At 54.8% G+C, this 20,541-nt stretch carries 13 protein-coding genes; 5 read left to right on the top strand and 8 right to left on the bottom strand.

The features are described from left to right. The first annotated feature begins 780 nt into the window (after positions 1–780). From K239x_RS18995 to K239x_RS18985, 3 genes are all read left to right on the top strand, one after another. A complete protein-coding gene (locus K239x_RS18995) occupies positions 781–2,265 on the top strand; it encodes a Gfo/Idh/MocA family protein (RefSeq protein WP_145419762.1) in 1,485 nt (494 codons plus the stop codon). Positions 2,266–2,331: 66 nt separating this feature from the next. After that, positions 2,332–3,459, top strand: coding sequence for an exo-alpha-sialidase (locus tag K239x_RS18990; RefSeq protein WP_419189155.1), 1,128 nt, complete (start codon positions 2,332–2,334; stop codon positions 3,457–3,459). 126 nt (positions 3,460–3,585) lie between these two features. Continuing rightward, entirely contained in the window at positions 3,586–4,776 is a 1,191-nt protein-coding gene (locus K239x_RS18985) for a TMEM43 family protein (protein ID WP_145419761.1), read from the top strand. A gap of 141 nt (positions 4,777–4,917) precedes the next feature. Here the strand turns inward: K239x_RS18985 and rimI are convergent, their stop codons facing one another. Together rimI and K239x_RS18975 are read right to left on the bottom strand one after the other, a co-directional pair. Further along, positions 4,918–5,394, bottom strand: a complete 477-nt coding sequence (gene rimI, locus K239x_RS18980; RefSeq protein WP_145422449.1) for a ribosomal protein S18-alanine N-acetyltransferase — start codon at positions 5,392–5,394, stop codon at positions 4,918–4,920. 322 nt (positions 5,395–5,716) lie between these two features. After that, the gene (locus tag K239x_RS18975; protein ID WP_145419760.1) at positions 5,717–6,982 is read right to left on the bottom strand and encodes a nickel-dependent putative hexonate epimerase; all 1,266 of its coding nucleotides are present in this window, start codon (positions 6,980–6,982) and stop codon (positions 5,717–5,719) included. A gap of 375 nt (positions 6,983–7,357) precedes the next feature. Between K239x_RS18975 and K239x_RS28835 the strand changes: the two genes are divergently transcribed. Both K239x_RS28835 and K239x_RS18970 read left to right on the top strand, forming a co-directional pair. After that, positions 7,358–7,528 carry a hypothetical protein gene (locus tag K239x_RS28835; protein WP_419189154.1) on the top strand — a complete coding sequence of 57 codons (171 nt, stop codon included), beginning with the start codon at positions 7,358–7,360 and terminating at the stop codon, positions 7,526–7,528. Between the two features lie 33 nt (positions 7,529–7,561). Further along, complete coding sequence (locus tag K239x_RS18970; protein ID WP_145422448.1) at positions 7,562–8,797, top strand: DUF1559 domain-containing protein; 1,236 nt, start codon at positions 7,562–7,564, stop codon at positions 8,795–8,797. A gap of 70 nt (positions 8,798–8,867) precedes the next feature. Here the strand turns inward: K239x_RS18970 and K239x_RS18965 are convergent, their stop codons facing one another. The 6 genes from K239x_RS18965 to K239x_RS28830 form a co-directional block, all read right to left on the bottom strand. Next, the gene (locus K239x_RS18965) at positions 8,868–10,328 is read right to left on the bottom strand and encodes a rhomboid family intramembrane serine protease (RefSeq protein ID WP_419189153.1); all 1,461 of its coding nucleotides are present in this window, start codon (positions 10,326–10,328) and stop codon (positions 8,868–8,870) included. A 221-nt stretch (positions 10,329–10,549) separates the two neighbouring features. Continuing rightward, a complete protein-coding gene (locus K239x_RS18960) occupies positions 10,550–12,739 on the bottom strand; it encodes a site-2 protease family protein (RefSeq protein ID WP_145419759.1) in 2,190 nt (729 codons plus the stop codon). A 3-nt stretch (positions 12,740–12,742) separates the two neighbouring features. Continuing rightward, on the bottom strand, positions 12,743–14,212 hold the full coding sequence (locus K239x_RS18955) for an efflux RND transporter periplasmic adaptor subunit (protein ID WP_145419758.1): 1,470 nt from the start codon (positions 14,210–14,212) through the stop codon (positions 12,743–12,745). 13 nt (positions 14,213–14,225) lie between these two features. Then, positions 14,226–15,089, bottom strand: a complete 864-nt coding sequence (locus K239x_RS18950; protein ID WP_145419757.1) for an efflux RND transporter periplasmic adaptor subunit — start codon at positions 15,087–15,089, stop codon at positions 14,226–14,228. A 63-nt stretch (positions 15,090–15,152) separates the two neighbouring features. Beyond that, positions 15,153–17,201, bottom strand: coding sequence for a preprotein translocase subunit SecA (locus K239x_RS18945; protein WP_145419756.1), 2,049 nt, complete (start codon positions 17,199–17,201; stop codon positions 15,153–15,155). Further along, positions 17,198–20,314: a TolC family protein gene (locus K239x_RS28830; RefSeq protein ID WP_419189152.1), complete on the bottom strand. Its 3,117-nt coding sequence runs from the start codon at positions 20,312–20,314 to the stop codon at positions 17,198–17,200. The genes K239x_RS18945 and K239x_RS28830 overlap by 4 nt, the downstream gene beginning before the upstream one ends. Positions 20,315–20,541: the final 227 nt, after the last annotated feature.

Genomic DNA, 20,541 nt, shown 5'->3' with positions numbered 1-20,541 from the left:
GTTCAGGTGAAAAACTTTTGCACTGTTTAAATCCGATTGAGAGGTCGGGTTTACGTAACTAGCGGCAATTACGGGACCGATCGAGGATCAAGCTCGGATTAACAGCCAAGTGAGGGATGAAACAAACGTTCAATGGTTTGGAGCAACTATTTTTCGCTTTGCGGGAACCCGAAGTACCGAAAGTTGGTGGATCCGCGGCGTGACGGATGTGCATCAGGGTTACCAAGTTGATTGAGAGTTGCGGATGCATCCCGGCGCTGTGCTGGTTGGCAAGTCCATGGATCGTTGGGGTGCTGGATAATTTGGGATTGATCGATGGGACGATCGCCCGTGCGGTATCGCAGTCTTAGTAAATGGTCAGTCGGCAGATGAATGGTTTTGGCTGGCGGAGTGGACAGGCGGTTCCAGCGTTCCGATTGTCCAGACGAGTGTGGTGCGGATCGCGAAGGTTTGATCACGACTAGTAGACAATCAGGGCGACCAACGGCGCTTTCGAGAAGGTGTTTGGTGGTCGACGGATTCTAAGTGATTGGATCGATCGATTGGTTCAGGAAAATTCGCTTGCCCAACGCGGCGGCCATGCGTCTGCGGTGCAAGAACCAAAGTGCTGTGCCTGGCTGGCGATTCAAGCGTGGCGGTCAGGGACGCGTCATGCGTGCGAAAATCAGTGCAACAAATCCACTCGAACGCCAGCAGTCCAATGACACACAGCTTCATGCGTGACGTTAAGATAGACGCTTGATTTAGTCCTCCCGATACGCCTTTCTCTAATGTCCCGCCATGACAGCCAAGTCCCGCCCAAAACAGTCGAAATCTACTCGCCGCAGTTTCTTGAAAACCACTTCGGTTGCGGGGGGATCCTTGATCATCATGGGGACGCGGGCATCCGGGCAGATCAAAGGTGCCAATGACCGAGTGCGGATCGCGGTCGCAGGACTCAACGGGCGCGGGCAATCACACGTCGGTGGCTGGATGGGCGCCGACAATACCGAAGTCGCTTATGCGATCGATCCGGATCGAAAGGTGCTTTACGATCGAGTCAAAAGCATCAACAAACGCGCCGAGGGCAAATACGAAACCAAGGGCATTTCGGATTTTCGAGAAGCCCTTGATGATAAGAATTTGGACGCCATCTCGGTTGCGACGCCCAATCATTGGCATTCACTGATCACGATCACGGCTGCTCAAGCTGGAAAGCACGTCTATGTGGAAAAGCCGATGAGTCACGATGTGGGCGAAGGACGCATTGCTGTCGAAGCTCAGAAAAAATACGGCGTCGTCATTCAGCACGGGACCCAGCGACGTAGTAATGCGGGAATCGCGGGGCTGCACGAAGCTTTGAAATCGGGCAAGCTGCCGCGTTTGAAAATTGCTTACGGATACTGCTGCAAACCACGGAGCGGAATCGGTACCAAACCGTTCGAACCGGCTCCCGCCAATCTTGACTGGAAACAATGGAAAGGCCCCGCGGTCATCGATAAGTACCACGGCAATTATCACCCGTACAATTGGCACTGGTTTTGGAAAACGGGCAACGGCGATCTCAACAACCAGGGGACTCACCAGTTGGACGTCGCCCGTTGGGCGATCGACGACGATCAAACACATCCCGTTCGCACCATGGCGATTGGCGGTCGGTTTGCGTGGGACGATCAGGGACAAACACCCAATACGATGTTTTCCATGGCGGAGTATCCCAACGGCCAAATGGTGTTCTTCAATGTTCGCAACGTGAACTACAAAGGCTACCAGCGGCAGGTCTACAACGAATACTACTTGGAAGACGGCAGTGTGATCACGGGCGAAGGCAAGTACAAAATCCTACGTCCAGGAGCTGACAAACCAGAGGCGTTGGAACTAGAGCCAGGCAAAGTCACTCCGGGTGGCAACTGGAAAGCGTTTATCGCCGCCGTCCGCGCCAACGATCCCAGAATGGCCAATGGGAACGTGATGGATGCTCATTATGGCTGTGTCTTAGGGCACCTGATGAACAACTCCTATCGCTTAGGAAAAGAAGTTCCGTTTGACGTATCGGCTGGGAAGTTTGGTGACAATGTCGACGCCGCTAAGCATTTCGGAAAGTTGCATGACGTCATGGCCAATGGAGTCGGAGTGGCCGATACAGAAAAGTACACGGTTGGGCCCACCCTGAATTTTGATCCGAAAACCGAAACGCACACGGGCGAGATGGCGGACTTGGCTAACGTGCTTTTGAAAGATCCGAACAATCCGGATTTCAAAATCCCTACCTTGTCGGAAGTTTGATCTGAACCTGAGCATTTCGTTTGCGAGATGCTCGTCCCTCGCTGACCTTTTGCTGACCAAAATCCTTTGACTGATCGTAACGAAGCTGCTCTTGTTGATCCGACGCAGCGGCAAGTACTGACGCAGATTGCTCAAACTCTTGTCAATCAAGATAAAGCGCGCGTGATCGTGCCTCCGCAACGTCCTGGCACAGGGCATTGGTTCGGTGGCGGGAATCTGGTGAAGGATCCATCGGGCACGCTGTGGTTGGTCGGGCGATATCGCAATCAAGGTGATTCGCGAACGGGATTGGGAAAGGGCGAACGTGGCCTGGAAATGGCGGTCTTTCGCTCGGACGATGATGGCCAAACGTTTCAGAAGGCCGTGAGCTGGTCCAAGTCCGATTTGAATACCGACGGTCATGAAGTGTTGTCGATCGAAGGAACTGCACTGCGAATCGTGGACGGCGGCGTGCAGTTGTTTTTGTCGACCGAAAAGACGGGAATCGATTATCCATCGGGCCTGGAGCAATTTTTGAAGCCCGGGACGGGCGTTTGGACCGTCGACCGTATCGTCGCCGCAGATGTGCCTTCATTGGCCAGTGGCTCCGTCGAAACAATCCTTTCGACGCGCGACCCACGGTTCATTCAAGTCAAGGATCCGTTCGTGTTTGATCACCAGGATCAATCACACTTGCTTTTTTGTACTCATCCGTTTTGCTGGAGCAGTTCCAATACGGGCAAGGTGCCGCTTGCGACAGATGGGACGATCGAGCGGGTCGCTTCGTTTGACTTTTTTCCACGCGGGTTTACCTGGGACGTCGCCATGACTCGCGGGACTGCGATCGTGGAATTGCCGTCGGTTGGGATTCTGGCTGGTCAGCAACGTGGTTTGTTCTTTTACGATGGCGGGGAATGCGTTCGCAATCTGGACGAACATCAATCCGCGGTCGCGCGTCCGCGGGGCTATTCTTGCGAAGAACTTGGCGGTGCCGCTGTCGTCGATACCAACGACCTTGCGCGCCTTGATCGACTGAGTCTGACAGAGCCACTTTTTGTCAGTCCGCATGGGACCGGATGCAGTCGGTATGTTGACGTGCTCAGCACCGACGAGGGCTACTACGTGACTTGGCAGCAGTCGCAAGATGACGGATCACAGCCGTTGGTTTTAAATTTTGTGCCAAGAGACGAGATACTGATGCTACTTGCCAAATAGATCCAGATCGAGTGTCCTGTTGGCCGGCGAAAAGCAATCACTACTGAATGGGAAGCTGTCTTCGCCAAACAAGCGGCCCATTCGTATTTCCCACTCTCTGCTCCCAGTTTCATCGAAAGCGATTCAATGAGCGTTGTTGTCACCGAAGAGTCCTGGTTTGGCCGCATTGGCGGCGCCTTTAAAGGCATCATTGTTGGGGTGCTGCTGACAGTTGTCTCGGTTCCGTTGTTGTTTTGGAATGAGGGCCGAGCCGTCAAAACTGCCAAGGGATTGAAGGAAGGTGCGGGCGCGGTGGTCTCCGTCGAATCGGATTCAATCCTGCCCGAAAATGATGGCAAGTTCGTTTACTTTACGGGAACGGCAAACACCGACGAAACGCTCGCTGACAAAGAGTTTGGTGTTCAGTTCAATGGCATTCGGTTAAAACGCAACGCCGAAATGTTTCAATGGGTTGAGAAGAAATCTTCCAAGACCAAGAAGAAACTGGGCGGCGGAACGCGAACCGAAACCACGTATGACTACGAAAAGGACTGGGAAAGTTCGCTGGTCGATTCCAGTGACTTTCATCAAAAGGGCGGGCACACCAATCCCGAATCGATGCGGTTCCCATCGATGACGCAAGAGGCCGGCACGGTTCACGTCGGAGGCTATTTGCTTTCCAGTTCGCTGACGAGCCAAATCAGTGGCGATGATCGGCTGGACGTGGAACTGGAAAACATTGACGAAGACATTCGCGAGAACATTCGGGTCAAAGAAGAGAACGGTACAACCGTCGCTTATTTTCGTCCGGGTGGACAGTATGACGACATGCCTCGCATCGGCGACATTCGAGTCTCGTTTACCGCGGTGCCAAATTCGATGGTCAGTGTGATGAGCCAACAGAAAGGCGAAACATTGCAGCCCTACGTCACGCAGTACGACACCCGGTTGAACATGCTGAGTATGGGAAACGTCGCGCCCGAGCAAATGATCGCCACTGCTGAAGCCAAGAACGCTCAGATGACTTGGATTTTGAGAGCCCTGGGCAGCGGTATGATGTTCTTTGGCTTCATGATGATGATGAAACCACTCTCAGTGCTTGCCGATGTCGTGCCCTTGTTTGGCAGCATCGTTGGTGCAGGAACCGGATTTGTCGCCTTCCTGTTGGCGGCGGCTGGGTCACTGATCACGATCAGCATCGCGTGGATTTTTTATCGCCCACTACTGGGAGTTGGGTTGCTGGCACTGGCAGGCGTTGCGTTATTCTTTTTGTTCAAGCGAACTCGCAGCGCAAAGAAGTATGCCGCTGATGAAATGGGCGATGTTCAGCCTCTGTAGTGCGAATCAATAACGTGGTTCGCTTCCACCTGAAATGCGCATGAAGAAACCCTCACGGTAACCGAGAGGGTTTCTAGTTTTGTTGTGATCCAGCACGTCCACTTCTAAATGGCGAGCGGAAATTGGGTTCTGCCCGATCGATCAACCAGCCAAGCGTGAAATTCGATTGTGTGGCTGCGACAGTTCTTCTGCTGTTGGTTGATACCGGAACTGCATCAGATAAGCATCTTCGACGGTGTCATCGTAGAAGTCACGCAAGACAGAGATGGCTCGGAAACCCAATGACTTGAAGAACAACTGCGCTTCCAGGTTGGTTTCGCGAACTTCCAACATGATGCGGTTGCGACGTTCGTGTGACAGCTTGCCCAGCAATTTGCTGACCATCGCATTGCCCACGCCACCACGACGCTGGTCGGAGTGAACAGCAAAGTTTAATATGTGCAATCGGTTTTTGTGAAGTTCATAGATCATGAACCCAACGACCTGGTCATCTTTTTCGGCGACCATCCCGATGCAATTTCGCTGGCGAAGACAACGAATGAAATCGTCTTCGGTCCATGCGAATTCAAAACAGTTATTTTCAATGCCCAGAACCGCCGGCATGTCACGGCGAATCATCCAGCGGATATGGACGCACGCTGCTTTCTGGCTTTCGGCTTGCTTGGCTTGTTCCACGTCGGATTCCTTTCCAGCGTATTGACGCCTGATGAGCAACCTTCCGTGGCTGCCCATTTCGTTGAATAACTGGCTAATTTGCCTGTCGAGGCGGAGATTAGCAGAACACCCAAAGTGGACCAAGGCAGAAAAAGGCACCGAAACACCGTGATCGGAGCGGTTTCGCCAGAAATCGCTCTCGGTGGCGGTCAGCAACCGATCAAAAATCACAAGGATCAATGATTGCTAACGCAAGTCAGTGATTCCCTTGCCAACGTCATTGCGTTTACAGCGGTGCTTGCCACAAACCCAACGCTGGGTTTTGGATGAAGTAAAACTCGCTGCCATCGACGTCTTTGTGCCAGCCGTCGGTGAGTTTCGAGACGTCGTACCGCTTCATTAGGTCGTCGATATTTCCCGGTGTGTAATTGACCGACGAAATTTCATCAGCGGACAATTTGCCGGCCGCATAGATCACCTCGAATCGGTTTTCATGCGAACCATGAACCAGATGCGCTGCGGCGGACGGGTTGGCTGCCAGGTCTTCGTTTTCGGCGACTAGCTGAATGATCTCTTTCTTGGTGCGATACCCGTACTTGCGGATCAACACGTCGATCTGAGGGTCTTCACCAAATTCTTCAACGGCGGGGCCCAGGACGGTCAAGCGTCCGCCTGTCGCGATTGCCAAACGAGTTCGATAAATGGATTTGTTGCCCAGCCAAGTGCTTTTGAATTCGGCCGGATCCAAGTAAGCGACGACATGCTTTGGTGCGCGATCCAAATGCGTAATGTTGACTTCTTTGGCAAGTTCGGCGGCAGCAAAGAAGGTGTCGTGATCGTCGCCAATGTAAAGACCACGTGTGTGAAGTGTTCCGTCGGGCATTTGTTGGATGACGGTCAAGGCGTACAGCAAAGGCATGTCTTGGCAGAATTTGTCCTGCGCGTAGTTCAGGATCTGACGCAGTGGCGTGTTGGCGCGGCCCAGGGTCTGTTCGATTCCGTACACGGCGCTCAAGTAATGGCTCTCGTTGATTCCTTCGGCGCCTCCGGTTCCGACAAACACATTCTTGTTGTAGTTGGCCATGCCGATGACTTCGTGCGGAACAACTTGCCCGATTGAAAAGATCAAATCATGACCGCCATCGCGCAGCATCTTGTTGACTTGTGCTTGCCATGGCTGATCGTAGACGCCGCCGGTGACTTCTTTGACATAGGACGAGGGCACCGTTCCGAGTGTTACGACATCATCACGCCAGCGGTGAGGACGAAAAAGACTTTGGGGAACACCTGGAAACATGTGATCCAGTTGGTCCGGCTTCATTGGCGAATGGGTGCCCAACGCGGGCATGATGTCGGTGATGGAATCGCCCAAAATCTCGTAGCACTGGCCGGTGAGTTCTCCGGCGCGGCTAAAGAGCCGAGTGTGATCGGGGGGCAGAATGAGCGTTTTTTTGGGCCGGCCAATTTTCTCAAACGTTTCAAGCAATGCCTCGCGAAGGTCATCGGACGTGAGCGAAGTGGTTGCGGAACCGTTGGAGTAGTAGGTCGTCATCGGAGCTTTTGTGTGAGAGTGAGTGAGCAGTTAGATCGGCAGCTTGCCCGGCTGATTACCCGGACGATTGCCCGATTGCGGGCGTTGTCGCAGCACAATTCGGTGACTGCAGCGAAATAGCCAATGGTTCGCAGATCGCTGCGCCAGCTGCCTCAGCGGCAAAGCTACCACATTCGCTGCGTCTTGCCCGCATGGTCACACTACTGCTAGATCGCCCGGAGCCTCTGGTATTCCGTGAATCAACCAGCCGGAATCGCTCGGTCAAAAAATTGCATTAATTTTTGCAAAAGCAACGTGCACGTTAGAGCTGAACCTGTACGATTGGTCACTTTGAAGATTTTCCGCTCCCCGATTTTACCAAAGTGGGTGTTCGCCGTGAATTCTCGATTGAAAATCGCATTTTCGATGGTTGTCCTGTCCGCGTTTTGCTGCGTGGCTGGATGCGATGATGGTCCCCGACAGGTCCAAGAAACATCGGAATTCAACTTTGATGATATGGCCGCGCAAGCAGCGGCAGATAGCGAACTTTCCGAAGTCGAAGAGTAATACTAAGTCTCCTTGAGTAAGAATTTTTATGCCATGTATTTATCAAGAGCTAGGGTACGTTCTGCGTTCACGTTAGTCGAACTGTTGGTGGTCATTGCGATCATCGGCATTTTGGTGGGGCTGTTACTGCCGGCCGTTCAGGCGGCACGCGAAGCCGCACGACGGATGAGCTGCAGTAACAACGTTCGCCAGATCGGCATCGGTATCCACAATTATCACAGTGCTTTTAAACAACTGCCGATTCACGGCACGGGGCCGACAAACGAATTCAGCAACTCGGCCGGCGCGGCTGACATGAATGACGGAACCGGCTACACGCGATTGGAGCTGAGTTTTTTGGTTGGGCTGTTGCCTTTTGTGGAGCAGGCCGGATTGTGGTCAGAGATTAGCAATCCGATGACCGAAGCGGATGGGGACTTGTGGCCCGCGTTTGGTCCCCGTGCCACTCAAGGAAACTATCCGCCTTGGGCGACTGACATTCCCACCTTTCGCTGTCCAAGTGATCCGGGGTTTGGCGTGCCGTCCTTAGGCCGCACAAACTACGCGGCTTGCACGGGGGACTCGTTCTACGACAGCGAAAACGGCGTGACGATTTTCAGATATGGAAGCTGGCAATACGAATCCGATGCGCGGCAAATGATCCGTGCTCAGTGCGGAATGCGTGGTGCGTTTGTGCCCCGCAAATCAATGAAGTTTCGTGACTTTGTCGACGGACTGTCCAACACGATCATGGTGGGAGAGATCGCAACGGATTTGGGCGACCGCGACATCCGAACGCATGCGTCCACCAACAATGGCGGCAGTTTGGTCGTCGGTGACAATCCAAAGACTTGTGCTGACGCTACGTCGCCGGTGCAGATCGATCCAGAGCGGCCTAGATTCTGGGACAATGGCTATACGATTCTTGGTGCTCCCGTGACGCGACGGGGATATCGGTGGGCCATCTTTCATCCGTTGCAAACTCAGTTCAACACGATTCTGCCGCCGAATTCCGAAGTCTGTTTGGCTGGTCACACGGACACTCGCGGGATCGTGCCGCCAAGTAGCCGGCACGCTGGTGGATCGCACTTGATGATGGGCGACGGTGCCGTCGTGTTTATGACTGATTCGGTCGAAGCCGGTGATCCGCGCACACCCACCGTGTATTGCAAGGCTCTGACCGCCGAAGTCGACAGCGTCACGCTTCCGGGCACTCAAAGCAATTACGGATTGTGGGGGGCACTGGGAACCCGTGCGTCAGGAGAGACGATCGAGTTCAATTTTCAGTAGCGTGCAGCAAACACACCCCAACAGGCATTGCTTGCCCTGTGCCTGTCCCAAGTGACTTGTGACTTGTGCCTTAGGTCGCCACGGTTGGTTTTGTGTTTGTTGTCGATGTTCTGATCAGCGCCGCGAGCTGCTCTTGTTGAAGCCGAGTCGATTCGTCGATCGGTTCACAGATTTGGCTCAGCGAAGCTGCTGCGGAATCTCGGTCGTTTTGAAGCTGGAACTGGATGCGTGCGATTCGCAAGCAAGCTTGGTTGGCGCACTTGGCGCGGCGGGAGACCAAGATTTTCAACGGGACAAGCGATTCGAGATATCGTTTGCTTTTGCCTAGCAGTTTTGCGTAGGCAGCCATCAACTTGGAATTGATTGCGTGGGTTCCCCAATGCTCGCAGATGGTTGCAAACAACTTCCGTGCTTCGGCAGTCCCTTGGCGATTGATTGCCGCTTGAAAGGATGTGACTGCGGCCAGGCGTCGATCACGCATCCGGGATTGATTGACCGAATCGGCGGAGGATTGATCGAAGTTGCTGGGGTTTTGCATTCTGCGATTGTAGCTGATGGATTTCTCGGTGCTCGATTTTTGTCGGCGGGACCGATTGGATCGAGCAACATAGCCGCGTGGATTGTACGCACTGGGGTTTTGCAGAATCGCCTGGACAGGATCCGTTTCTTGCAATGCGCCTTGGCGATCATTGCCACGAATAGGTTTTCGCTGCTTGCTGGGCAGGCGTCTCGTCAGTCGGCAAAACAAGGAGTCAAGTGGAGCCGTCGGATCGCCATAACGTGAGATGACGTCCCAGCCTTCGCAATCGACCATTCCCTTTTTCAACATTGCAATCGCGACCACAAATCCGACCGACATCCCCAGCAAGTGCAGCATGGGAGTCGACATGCGAAAGCCGGTGAAAAATAGTGGCAGCATTTCTTTGGCGCCGTAAAACAATCCTAAACTCAGAATCCGAATGTCAAATTGAAAGGGGACAAAAAACGACCAAAAGAAAAGGCAATGCATGTTGTTCTCGGGGGCCCAGCAGAGCGAGATCGCGATCAGAGCAAAGATGACACCAGACGCGCCGAGGCACCCGCCTACTCCTCCGTAAAACGCGAACATGGGGATTTGCGAGATCGCGCCGTCGCCCAAGCAGAGCACCAGATAGACCAGCGAAAACTGTCGCCAACCCAACTTGCCTTCGACAACGATTCCAAAACACCAGAGGAAGATCATGTTGCCGACCAGGTGCCCCCAGGAAGCGTGCATGAAGGCGCCGGTCACCCATTGAAAAGGATTGATGCGGTCAAATTCGATGATCAACCAGTCGTACGGCGTTGCTCCGACCGCATACACTGCACCCATGCCGGTCGCCAAAAATAGCCCAATGTTGATAACGATAATTGACACCGTCGCGATGGGACGGTGGTAGATTGGCGCATCAGTTCCGTAGGGAAACAGCATTCGGTATCCAACAGTATTGAATGGAACAACGATTCGAGCGTTGTTGACGCTCAGCCGCATCGCAGTCGACGGCATTGCCATCGACGGAATTCATTCAATAGGGCACCGAATCTTGGGACCGAGGGCGCAGATTGCGCCAAGATTTTTTCGCAAAATGGGACGTGGCCAGCAGCGAAATAAAATTGCCTGCGACTCCAGGAAATCGCTTCGGCAGCAAATCCCTGTTCGCATGACTTCACGGGCGTGAACGCAATGCGAATCCGGCGCGAACTCCCACACCCGATTGCGGCCGAATCCTGCGTTCATTCTCCGCCGCTAAGCATTGCATCGTGTGACTGATGCCAGAGGCGAGCGATCAGCGATTGCAGCCTGACGGCGATCGTGTCGCTCCGGTAGCCAATCAAAGTTTGCAGTCGCATGCCGGCGGGCAAGGTCGATGCAGTTGACGCATCGAGCAAAATACGTGAATTGAAATGCGGTTCCAGAAGACGAGTCGTTTCCGCGTCCGCAGCTTCTTCACTGTTTGAAACCGGACGCACCGCGAGCGGACCTCCATTGGTTGCTGACAGCGACGGGGCATCCAGTTGCGTCGCTCCACGCGGATCCACTCGATCGACCGTGCCCTGGACGCGGCGAAAGCTAGCCGTCCGGATCGAAACCTGTTTGCCCAGGGATTGTCGGACCGTGTTGACTTGGCGTTGGGCGACAACAGCAAGAACCTCTTTGTCGCAGCCTTCAGCAATCGTCAGCAGCGGATCACCTTCGTGGACCATGGTTCCGGTCAGGTGTTGAATGTTTCTGGCATGAACAAGCCCATCTCGAATGGCGACCAATCGGAGCGAGTCGACTTGGTGCTGAACGTTGGCGATTTGGTCAGACAGCGAATCGGCTTGCTGGGCCAGTATTTGCGCCAGTGATGCGTCGCCTGTTTGTTGGGCACCACGCCGCTGCGTTTCAGTCTTCATTCGATCGATTTGTAGTTCAAGCAAACGTTGGCGAAGTTCAGGGTTTTGCAGTTCGATCAAAAGGTCGCCCCGGGATACTCGTTGTGAATCACGAACATGCACCGCAGTGACAAATCCCTCCGCGCCGCTTCGCACAATCGAATCGGGGCGAAAACGTACGACGGCAGGCACTTGGACGGACGTGGGCATGGGAACGCCGAATACGACAAACCAAGCCGCCAACGCCAATGCGGAACTGGCAAGACAACCGCGAAAACAGCTGGCAGCGTTTCGCGAAAAGAGGGCCCCAATGAAACCAACGAACAGTTTGATCGGGCGACCGAGCCACAGCGTGATGCCGAAGACCGCGAATACGATCCCGGCACCAGCGAACATGGTTGCCGCGGCGATGCCCAGGCTGAAGCAAATGGTTACTTTCCAAAACATTGCTGCGAAACCATACAGACGCAGAACAACCAATCGCCATCCGATGTACTGACTGGTCGGCTCGCTCAGGCCAAACAGATGTCGACGAGCGATTCGTTTCTGTTCGTTGATCGCTTCGGTGTACAGGTTCGGCATTTCCAAAATATCGGCCAGAACAAAGTAGCCGTCGAACCGCATTAAGACATTGGCATTGAACAACAGTGTGGAAACACCAGCGACCACGATCAGGTTGTGCAGAATGTGTTGCACCAAGGGCGATTCGGATTGAGTCAGCAAAATGACGCTCAATGCGGCGACGATCCATTCGACGTACATTCCCGCGAGCGAGATTCCGATACGCCGCCAACGTGAGGTCAGACGCCAGCCGTTGCTGACGTCGACGTAGGCTAGCGGGGCAAAAAGTATGAAAACGACTCCCGCTTCGCTAACCGATGCGCCGTGTCGTTGTGCCGCCGCGGCGTGTCCCGTTTCGTGAATGATTTTCAGCGTCAACCATGTGCCAATCAACCAGGCCCAATTGTTGGGGCTGGCAACGGAGGCTGCTGAGCTGGTAAATTGATCCCAGTGCAGTACGAGCGAAAAGATTGCGGCGCAGATCAAAAGGCATCCCAGCACCACCGCGCCGGGGCCAAACAAAAATCGAAATGCATCAGCGATCGGTTCTATCCAGTTGGAGTTTCTGGCTCCCTTGTTGCCAGTCAACGGAACCTTCATCCAAAATGGATTCAACTTTCCAATCCAATTTGATCCCGCGTCGCGACTGGTTTCTGGGCTGCGAACGGGCGTTGGCGAATCGCTGGGATGCACGATCTGGTTGGACAGCAACCATTGGACAATCGTCTTGGCTTGCTGCGATGTCGGCGCGCGGTCGCGAAGCCTTGCTGCCGCCAACCCGCATGCCTGAGGCAACGTGGTTTCTCCATCAAGCAATGAGATAAGCACGTACTCTTCGTATCCGACACGAAAGAACTTGTGCAGCGACGGAATCTCGATCCGGTAGGCAATCTGGCCACGTTCACGGACCGGCCAAAAAACAACGTCGGCCGCGATCCGAAGTTTTTGTTCTGATGGATCAATCGTCTGGTTGTCACGGGACTGCATGGGTCACCACCCCAGCAACATGAGTGCGCGATGATAGGCGCGGTGAAAGAGATTCCAGCCTAAGAGGTGCTTGTCGCTCTTGACGCTGACGCGTCCACGCATGCCGGGGCGCAAGGTCCCGCCGGTGTTGGCAATCAAGACTTCCGCAAGGAACACGCTGCTGTCATCGCGCAGAACCGAACTGGGGTGGATGTGGCTGATGGTTCCCCTCAGCTTGCGCGACGGCAACGCATTCAAGCGAACTTCGACCGGCATGTAGACGCTGACGGCCGCAAAATCCCATTCAGGTATCGCCACTTCGACCACCATCTGTTCCAAAGGCGCCAATTCAAAAAGGGCGTCACCTTTTGTCAACGGCGAACCGATCGATGGTTTTAAATCACCGGTGACGATCATGCCTGAGAGTGGCGCACGGATTTCTAAGTTGTCGCGACGATGTTGAAGCAACTCTTGTTGAAATTGAAGTCGGCGTGCTTCTAAATTGGCGATTTCGACCGCACCAAAATCGTGCTCTGCGACCAACCCCATCTTTTGCTGGACGGCACTTCGAAGTTCCGCGTTGAGGCTGGCAAGTTGGAAATCGATTTCTCGCGGATCAATCGTTGCCAGAGCATCTCCCTGCTGGACGATGTCGCCGGGACGGACGTGCACGGACGCCAACGGTCCATCGAACGGCGCAGCTATCAGCCGTCGTTGAACCGGTTGCAATTCACACTTGGCACTGACTTTGTAGGGCACGGGAATCATCAACGCCGCAGCAGTGAGCAGTGTGGTTGCAATGGCGATGGTCCGCTGCTTAGCGCCCGCTGCCGATGTAGTGTTTTGTAGCAACGTCTGGAGACGTCCCGGTTGAATGGCTTGCAGTAACGCGAGTTTGTTGACCAAGCCCGGAGCGATTGTCTGAAGTTGAGCGGCCGCCGCAGAAAGATCCGGAGTGCCGGTCGATGTGGTCGCGATCAACGCGCCACGGTTGTGCCCGTTGGGATCAATCAGCGGCACGCCGATAATCGACTGAGCAGAAATCGATTTCGCGTACTGCGACACAGCCAAAAGAGAATGGCGATTGGCCGGCGTTTCCGACGGAAACAAAGTCAGTTCGCCGCGGTGAGAAATCTCTTGAGCGGCGGCAACCCAAAGGTTCGACGTCGTCTCAGGCGGGGAGCTGTCGGCGACATTGTCACAAACCGATTCTCTGCCTTTGCGCCAAGCAATTTGTATCTGAAAATTCGGCAGCGTTTCGCCAAGGCAGCGGACGGCAGTGTTGGCGGCTGATTGAAACTGGTGGCAAGCGTCGATGTCGGCTTGGATTTCGATGGTCGCCGCGAGCGTCTTGGCATGTCGTTCGGCGATCATAAGATCGCGTGTGGCTGCCGCGAGTGCTTTGCGATCCGGCGAAAGATCTGTGCCGCTCCCCGAGACACCAACGGTAGTTGGAATCGTCGATGCAGAAACAAGGATCGACGGATCAAGCATGCCGCGGTTCCAGTTAACGTTGGTTAGAAGTTGGGGCGTTGCTGATTCGCTGGTCGGATTCGTATCCCTCCAAATTCCAACGGCATACCGATCCACTTTGCAGTTTGCCTTCCAGATTGGCGATTCGCAGCTTGACGCGCACCGTTCCGCTTTGTGGATCCGCGATCGGGGAGACGAAATCAATCGTTCCGGTGCAGGTGATCGCTTCGTATCCAACGCTCAATTCGACTTGTTGTCCCACTGCGACGTCGACGGCTGCCGATCGAGGTACCGAAAACACGGTCTTGAGTGTGTCGATCTGTACGACGTGCATCACCACAGGGTCGGTGGGAGATACGAATTCGCCGGCTTCTTTGTCGATTGCGACGACGGTTCCATCCAGCGGCGACGTGATCTGACGACGGGCGATCTGCACATTGACGCGTTCAAATTCCAGACGCCGAAGCTCCAGTTCTTCTTTGGCGGTCTGCAATCGTGCCGCAGACTTGGCTTGTTCGCTCAGGGCCCGCTGATACTCTCGCGGTGAAGCGTTGCCTTGTTCTTTAAGTTGTTTGTAGCTGTCAAGTTGATTCAGGCGTGAGTCGTTATCCGATTCGGCAGCCAGCAATGTGCCGGTGGATTCCATTGCCGCGCGAGCAACTTTGGCGGACGACCTTAAGATGGAATCATCAAGCTTGGCAACAATTTGATCCTTGGATACCTGATCGCCTTCGACGACTGAAATGTCTGCCAAGACGCCGATCTCAGGAGCTGGTATCGCCACGCGACGATAGGGTTCGACGAAACTTTCGATCGTTCCTGCCGCTGAAAATTGACCCGACATGACAACCGTTGCGAGGGCCAATGTCGTCGATGCGAGAGTGAGTGATGGTTTCATCGTTTCGATTCCATTACGTGTTCTGAGGCAGCCGATTGAAAGACTGATCAGGTGCTTCGTTCTTTAAAGTTGACAACAGCCGAAGGGATCTGTTTGTCGGCCTGTCGGCATATACAAGTCCTGCAGCTTGTCGTCCGATTTGAGCAGCTGCATACGGGTTTCGGCCGCACGTTTTTGTTGCGATTGCTGTTCTTTTCGCAACGCTCGTTCGATCTCCAGCGTGGATCGTTTTGACCTGCCTAAGTTTCGCTCGATTGATCGCCCAATCCAGGGCGCGATCACAGATGGCAATGTGTCATCGGCGGAAAGGTATTTGGTGGCGGTCCCTGGATCGCCGCACCGCGCGCATCGGCCGATCAGCTGGCGGTCGACGCGTGCAAGACGATGTCGTTCCACCAAGATGACGTGCAGTCCGCCTAATTGAATTGCCTGTTCGTCCAACTGGATGTCGGTGCCCCGGCCAGCCATGTTGGTTGCGACTGTGATGGCCCCGCATCTTCCTGCCGCCGCAATGATGGCCGCTTCGTCCGCGTCCTGAGTACCGTTGAGCAATTCAAAACGGAGCCCCGATTCGCAGAGAAGTTGTGCAATGTGCTGGCTTTGAGCGATGTTCAGCGTGCCGATCAGGATCGGGCGATTTTGCTGATGGATGCTTTTAACATCGCGAGCGATGGCGGCGTACTTTTCTTCCTGCGTTTTGACGATCACGTCGGGAAGCAGTTTGCGTTTTGGTTCCAGTCGTGTCGGAATCGATTGCACTGGCATGCCATAAACCTTGGCAAACTCATTTTTGCAATTGGCGGCCGTTCCAGACATGCCGCCCAAAGTGCCGTACATCCGATAGAACCTCTGCCGGGTGATGCTGGCTAGTGATTTGGTTTCGGGCGTGATGCGAACGCCTTCCGCAGCTTCGACGGCTTGTTGCAATCCGTCGGACCAACTGCGATCCGCATAAATTCGTCCCGTCGACGTATCGACAATCTGAACAGTGTCGTCTTTGACGATGTAATCGACGTCGCGGCGGAATAGTCGGTTGGCACGTAGCGCCAAGACAACGTATTCGTGCCATGGTCTTGCCAAGTGGTCGTGGGTGGCCATCGGACAGTCGCTGTAGATTCGATCGTAACCATCGCTGGTAAGGGAGATCTTTTGCCGGTCTGGTGACATCTGGAAGTCGACGTCTTGCTGAAGTGAAGTCGCCAATTCCTTCGCTGCGAAGTGAATGTTCGCGTCGGCCGCTTCGCCGTCGCTGGAGCTGCTTAGCAGCAGCGGAGAGATGGCATCGTCAATCAATACATGGTCAATCTCGTCGACGATCGCGCAGTGCAGACCTCGTTGGCGAGATTCTTGCTGGCGGGCTCCCTGTTGTCGACGATCGTTGCCGCGACTTCGATCGGCCAAGTGAGCCAGCGTGGCTGACCCGGTGGGGGCCCGGTCGTGTTGTTGCTGAACCAGCCGATCACGTAAGTAATCGAATCCGAACGCGTGGCCGGGGCCGTAGGTCACGTCGGCTTGATAAGCAGTTTGGGTTTCCAATAGCGAAGCGTTTGGATTGAGCAGCCCTGTTGTGACGCCCAGCGACGCAAAGACAGCAGAAAGTTTTTCGCAATCACGTTTCGCTAAATAGTCGGTGGTGGTGGCGACGTGTACGCCGCGACCAAGCAATGAGTGCAGGTAGGCAGGCAAAATACCCGAGAGCGTTTTTCCTTCGCCGGTTTGCATTTCTGCCACGGCGCCCTGCGATACGACTAAGCCAGCGTGAATTTGAACGTCAAAAAGGTTCAGTGAAAGGGACCGGCGTACCGCTGCGATCACCGCGGCCGTCGCGAGCGTTAGCAATGGCTGGTCATCAATCGGTGTGCCCCTGAGCCGATAGTGACGGAGGCGGTTGGTGTTTTCTTGGAGCCCGGTTACCGATGTATCGTTGACCAGTTCGTCGGCTAGCGATCGAGATTCGGTGATGATCGAAGTGATCCAACCCGGCCGGGACGTCAAACGCGCACGCCGAGACGCCATCGCAGTCCGAGTTAGCGAGTTTCGGTCCTGGCTTTCGCCGGAGAGTCGTTTGGGTAGCGTGTATCGCTGGATAATCGACTGGGCAGCGCGGATCATCGCATCGATCCCGAGATCGAGAACTCACGCGTCGTCGAGTAGCCTTGCGGACTCTGCGGGGTGCTTGGCTGCTGAGAAGCCTGGATCTGAGCGTCCTGAGTCTGAGCGTCCTGGGGCTGAGCGGCCGGTTGGCGATTCGCTTGGGAGAGATGCGGGATTTCTTCTTCGACCGGCTCCAACATTTCCAGCCTGTCGATTGGATCAACGGAAAGCGGCATTGCGTCGGCCGGCACGATCGAATCTTGCTGTGAAGTCTGGATCGCAGGTGTGTCGTCCGTTGCATCGAATCGTAGCAACACGCCGGTTGCTTTTCGTAATTGAATCCATGACATCGCGTAAGCCACTTGGGCCGCGACGAACGCTTGCTCCTCGTCGGCCAAACGTTCTTGGGCTTCCAATAAGTCTTCGATCAATAGGACAGCTGATTCGTTTGGATCGGGAAGCAATTCCCACCGCTGTTGCAAGTAGTTGACTTCATTGGCGGCAGCATCAATCGATTGTTTCTTGGCGACCATTAAGTTGTACGCCGTTTGCGTTTCACGAACGGCGATCTCGACTTCGGTAAATGCGACCTCCGTGGCCTGCTGGAATTCATGCATCACTTGGCTCATCTCCCAGCGATTGCGGTTCAGCCGCGCCTTGCTGGCTCGATTTCCCACCGGAAGCTCATAGGCCAACCCAGCCCAGTAGGTCGGTCGCCCATCGCCAAATTGATTTGCCCAGGCACCGAAGGTATTGCGGTTGTCGTCCAGACCGGCGACATAGGTACCGAGTATCAAATCCAAACGCGGTAGCACTTGATTTCTTGCAACACCCACACGCGCCGAAACCGCTTGGATGCGGCGGATTGCTTGAGCGATGTCGGGACGATTATCCAATGCTGCGATCACACTTTGTCGGGTCGATACAGCCACCGGAAATTCCAGAGGTTTATCTTGGGGCGTCAATTCCAGTTGCTGCGAATCGATCAGTTGCTGGCTGCCGGTCAGGAGTCTCAGTCGTGACTGCGCGTCGCGAATGCGCGTCGTGATACGAACGAGGTCGGATTTGCGAGTCGTCAGCGCTGCGCGTGCTCGCAAAATTTGTCGTTGGTGTGAATCGACAGCGTCACGTGCTTGCAGAATCTGGTTCAGATGTTGGGCGCCGTCGAGCAGGCGTTTTCGCTGCAGCCATTGGGCACGGGATTGATACAGATCCCAATACGCACGAGTCACATCGATTAGATGGTCTTCCAGATCGCCGCGCACTTCGGCATTGTTGATCTGCAAGTCCAGTTGAGCCAGCAGCACGCGGATGTTGTTCACCGCACAGCCGCGATCACGCATCAATGGCTGCGTGAAGTTGAACTCAAGCCGAGTGGTGCCTTGCGGGTTGGGATTCAGGAACGTTGAATTGTTGCTTTGGAAACCGCCGCGTTGAGCCAATTCCAAGTCTGCACCTTGCCGCGTTTTCTTACGCAGTCCACCGTTGGCGGTGAACGTTTCGTCGCGGAATCGATCGGAATTGTCGCCGGTTGTCAGATCGCTACCGACCGGATCGTTGGTGTCCGTGAATCTGCCTTCCAAGAACACGGTCGGATCGAACTCCGCGTCCGCGATCACGATGTCGGAGCGACGGATATGCGGCTTGGTCAGCAATCCACGCACATATGGCGACGACACGAGCGCAGTTTGGGTCAGGGTGCCGACGTCGACGCTTAGCGATTGACGAGTAAATCCAATCGGCCGCGTCATTTCGGATTCCCACCACATGTCAAATCCTTCGGCCGCTGGCATGGTCCCTTGCGGGCCGGATTCGGCAAACATTTGTTGCGGATCGATGATCTCAATGGATTCGTCGTCGGCTGTTTCGCTCGCACGAACTCGGTATGGATCCAGAAACCGACCCATGGAACCATGCGAAACCGAGTGCGGGATCGGACGTGACGGCGGTGAAACTAAATGCTGTGGATGCGACGCGTCATGGCTTGCTGACGCCGAAGGAGATTCCGGCGTTAGTTCGCTCGCGCTCATTTGAACATCGCTAAACGCTGAGTTCTCCGCAACAGTCGGAGCGCTGAGAGTGTTGACATTTTGCCGGGCGTAGCTGGGGAGCGAGCTGGACTCTGGGCCATCCGCTTGCGTCTTGGTTGATGGCGAAAGCGACTCTTGTGCTTTCTTGGGTAGTTTGCTGGCTGCATTAAGCGATGGTGACACCGGAGCTGCTGCTGCCGGCATCGCGAGCGTGTAGCCGTCGGTTTGTTCCGCAGGTGGCTTCAACTGGGGCAATGCTATTTCGGTTGGTTCACCAGATGACTCATCGCCCAATGACATTGAGTCCACGACGCGGGTTCTTGTCGCGACCGTGTTGACCTGCAAACGCTTCTCAGGAAACGCAAAGGCAGGCTTTTTGTCGGGACCACCATGCTTGGTGATCGCAGCATCCAGGACGTCGGCCGACGGCAGCGACAATGCAGGCACCGAATTGGACGGTTGGCTCATTGGTGCAGCTAGGCGAGGCAAGTTTGCACCGGCAGCCTTTGGCAGATTGCTGGCCGTTGGTTTGCTGGCAGTTGTTTCGCTGGCTAGCTGGGTGGGCGGCCATTGGATCGGCGTTTGAACTGCCTTTTGAACTGGCCCTTGAAGCGGTTCGATGGCTGGCTTGGATTTCGCAAACGGGTTTGCGGTGGCCGTTTGCGATCGCGTCAGGGCAGACCTGCCTAGGTTCGGTGACGTCGCGATGGGACGCGATGGTTTGGCGCTTGGCACCGCCGAGTCAATGAATGGATTGGCTGTGGCTGAGGTGCTAGCTGGGGCAGCCGATTTTGACGCGGCTGACTTCAGTCCATTGGCGAACGGATTGGCTCGGGTCGGGATGACTGGTTCGGCGGACACCTTGATTGCGGGGGCGGGAGGTGTCGCGGCGTTTGCAGGCGGTGGCTGCTGACCAGCAGCCGTTTGCGCAGCAAGCAACGCTGACACGAACGCGATTCGGCGGAAAACTGCCTTGGCAGCTTTCTGCGATCGCGAATCGAGACAGATTCGACGTTGTTGATTCACGTCGCCAAATGCCATGCGATTTTTGATTTCACGATTGATGCGAGATTGACGGTGTTTGGGTTTGCTATCACGCACAAACCGGATCGTCGTCTCCGTACCTACATCAAAATCGATCGGCAAAAGCCGTACAGGTGGCTTACCTGATTGCCTCGAAACGGGACGTGAACGCAAATTCGCTTAGGCAAAGGTTCGCTCAGTCTCCTAATCGGAACCGCAGCCGAATCTTGCCTGAATTACCTGAGTGTTATGACAGCTCAGGTCCAATCTGGCTCGTAGATTTCAAATGGTCCGTTGCGCGTCGT

The sequence above is a fragment of the Stieleria marina genome (genome assembly GCA_007741555.1).
Classification (GTDB): Bacteria; Planctomycetota; Planctomycetia; order Pirellulales; family Pirellulaceae; genus K23-9.
This window is presented reverse-complemented; position numbering and strand designations above follow the sequence as displayed.

What these genes read in the sequence shown, in the direction of transcription:
- K239x_RS18995 (WP_145419762.1), top strand. Translation starts at nt 781, where the DNA reads ATGACAGCCAAGTCCCGCCCAAAACAGTCGAAATCTACTCGCCGCAGT.
- K239x_RS18985 (WP_145419761.1), top strand. Translation starts at nt 3,586, where the DNA reads ATGAGCGTTGTTGTCACCGAAGAGTCCTGGTTTGGCCGCATTGGCGGC.
- rimI (WP_145422449.1), bottom strand. Translation starts at nt 5,394, where the DNA reads ATGATTCGCCGTGACATGCCGGCGGTTCTGGGCATTGAAAATAACTGT.
- K239x_RS18975 (WP_145419760.1), bottom strand. Translation starts at nt 6,982, where the DNA reads ATGACGACCTACTACTCCAACGGTTCCGCAACCACTTCGCTCACGTCC.
- K239x_RS18970 (WP_145422448.1), top strand. Translation starts at nt 7,562, where the DNA reads ATGTATTTATCAAGAGCTAGGGTACGTTCTGCGTTCACGTTAGTCGAA.
- K239x_RS18965 (WP_419189153.1), bottom strand. Translation starts at nt 10,328, where the DNA reads ATGGCAATGCCGTCGACTGCGATGCGGCTGAGCGTCAACAACGCTCGA.
- K239x_RS18960 (WP_145419759.1), bottom strand. Translation starts at nt 12,739, where the DNA reads ATGCAGTCCCGTGACAACCAGACGATTGATCCATCAGAACAAAAACTT.
- K239x_RS18955 (WP_145419758.1), bottom strand. Translation starts at nt 14,212, where the DNA reads ATGCTTGATCCGTCGATCCTTGTTTCTGCATCGACGATTCCAACTACC.
- K239x_RS18950 (WP_145419757.1), bottom strand. Translation starts at nt 15,089, where the DNA reads ATGAAACCATCACTCACTCTCGCATCGACGACATTGGCCCTCGCAACG.
- K239x_RS18945 (WP_145419756.1), bottom strand. Translation starts at nt 17,201, where the DNA reads ATGATCCGCGCTGCCCAGTCGATTATCCAGCGATACACGCTACCCAAA.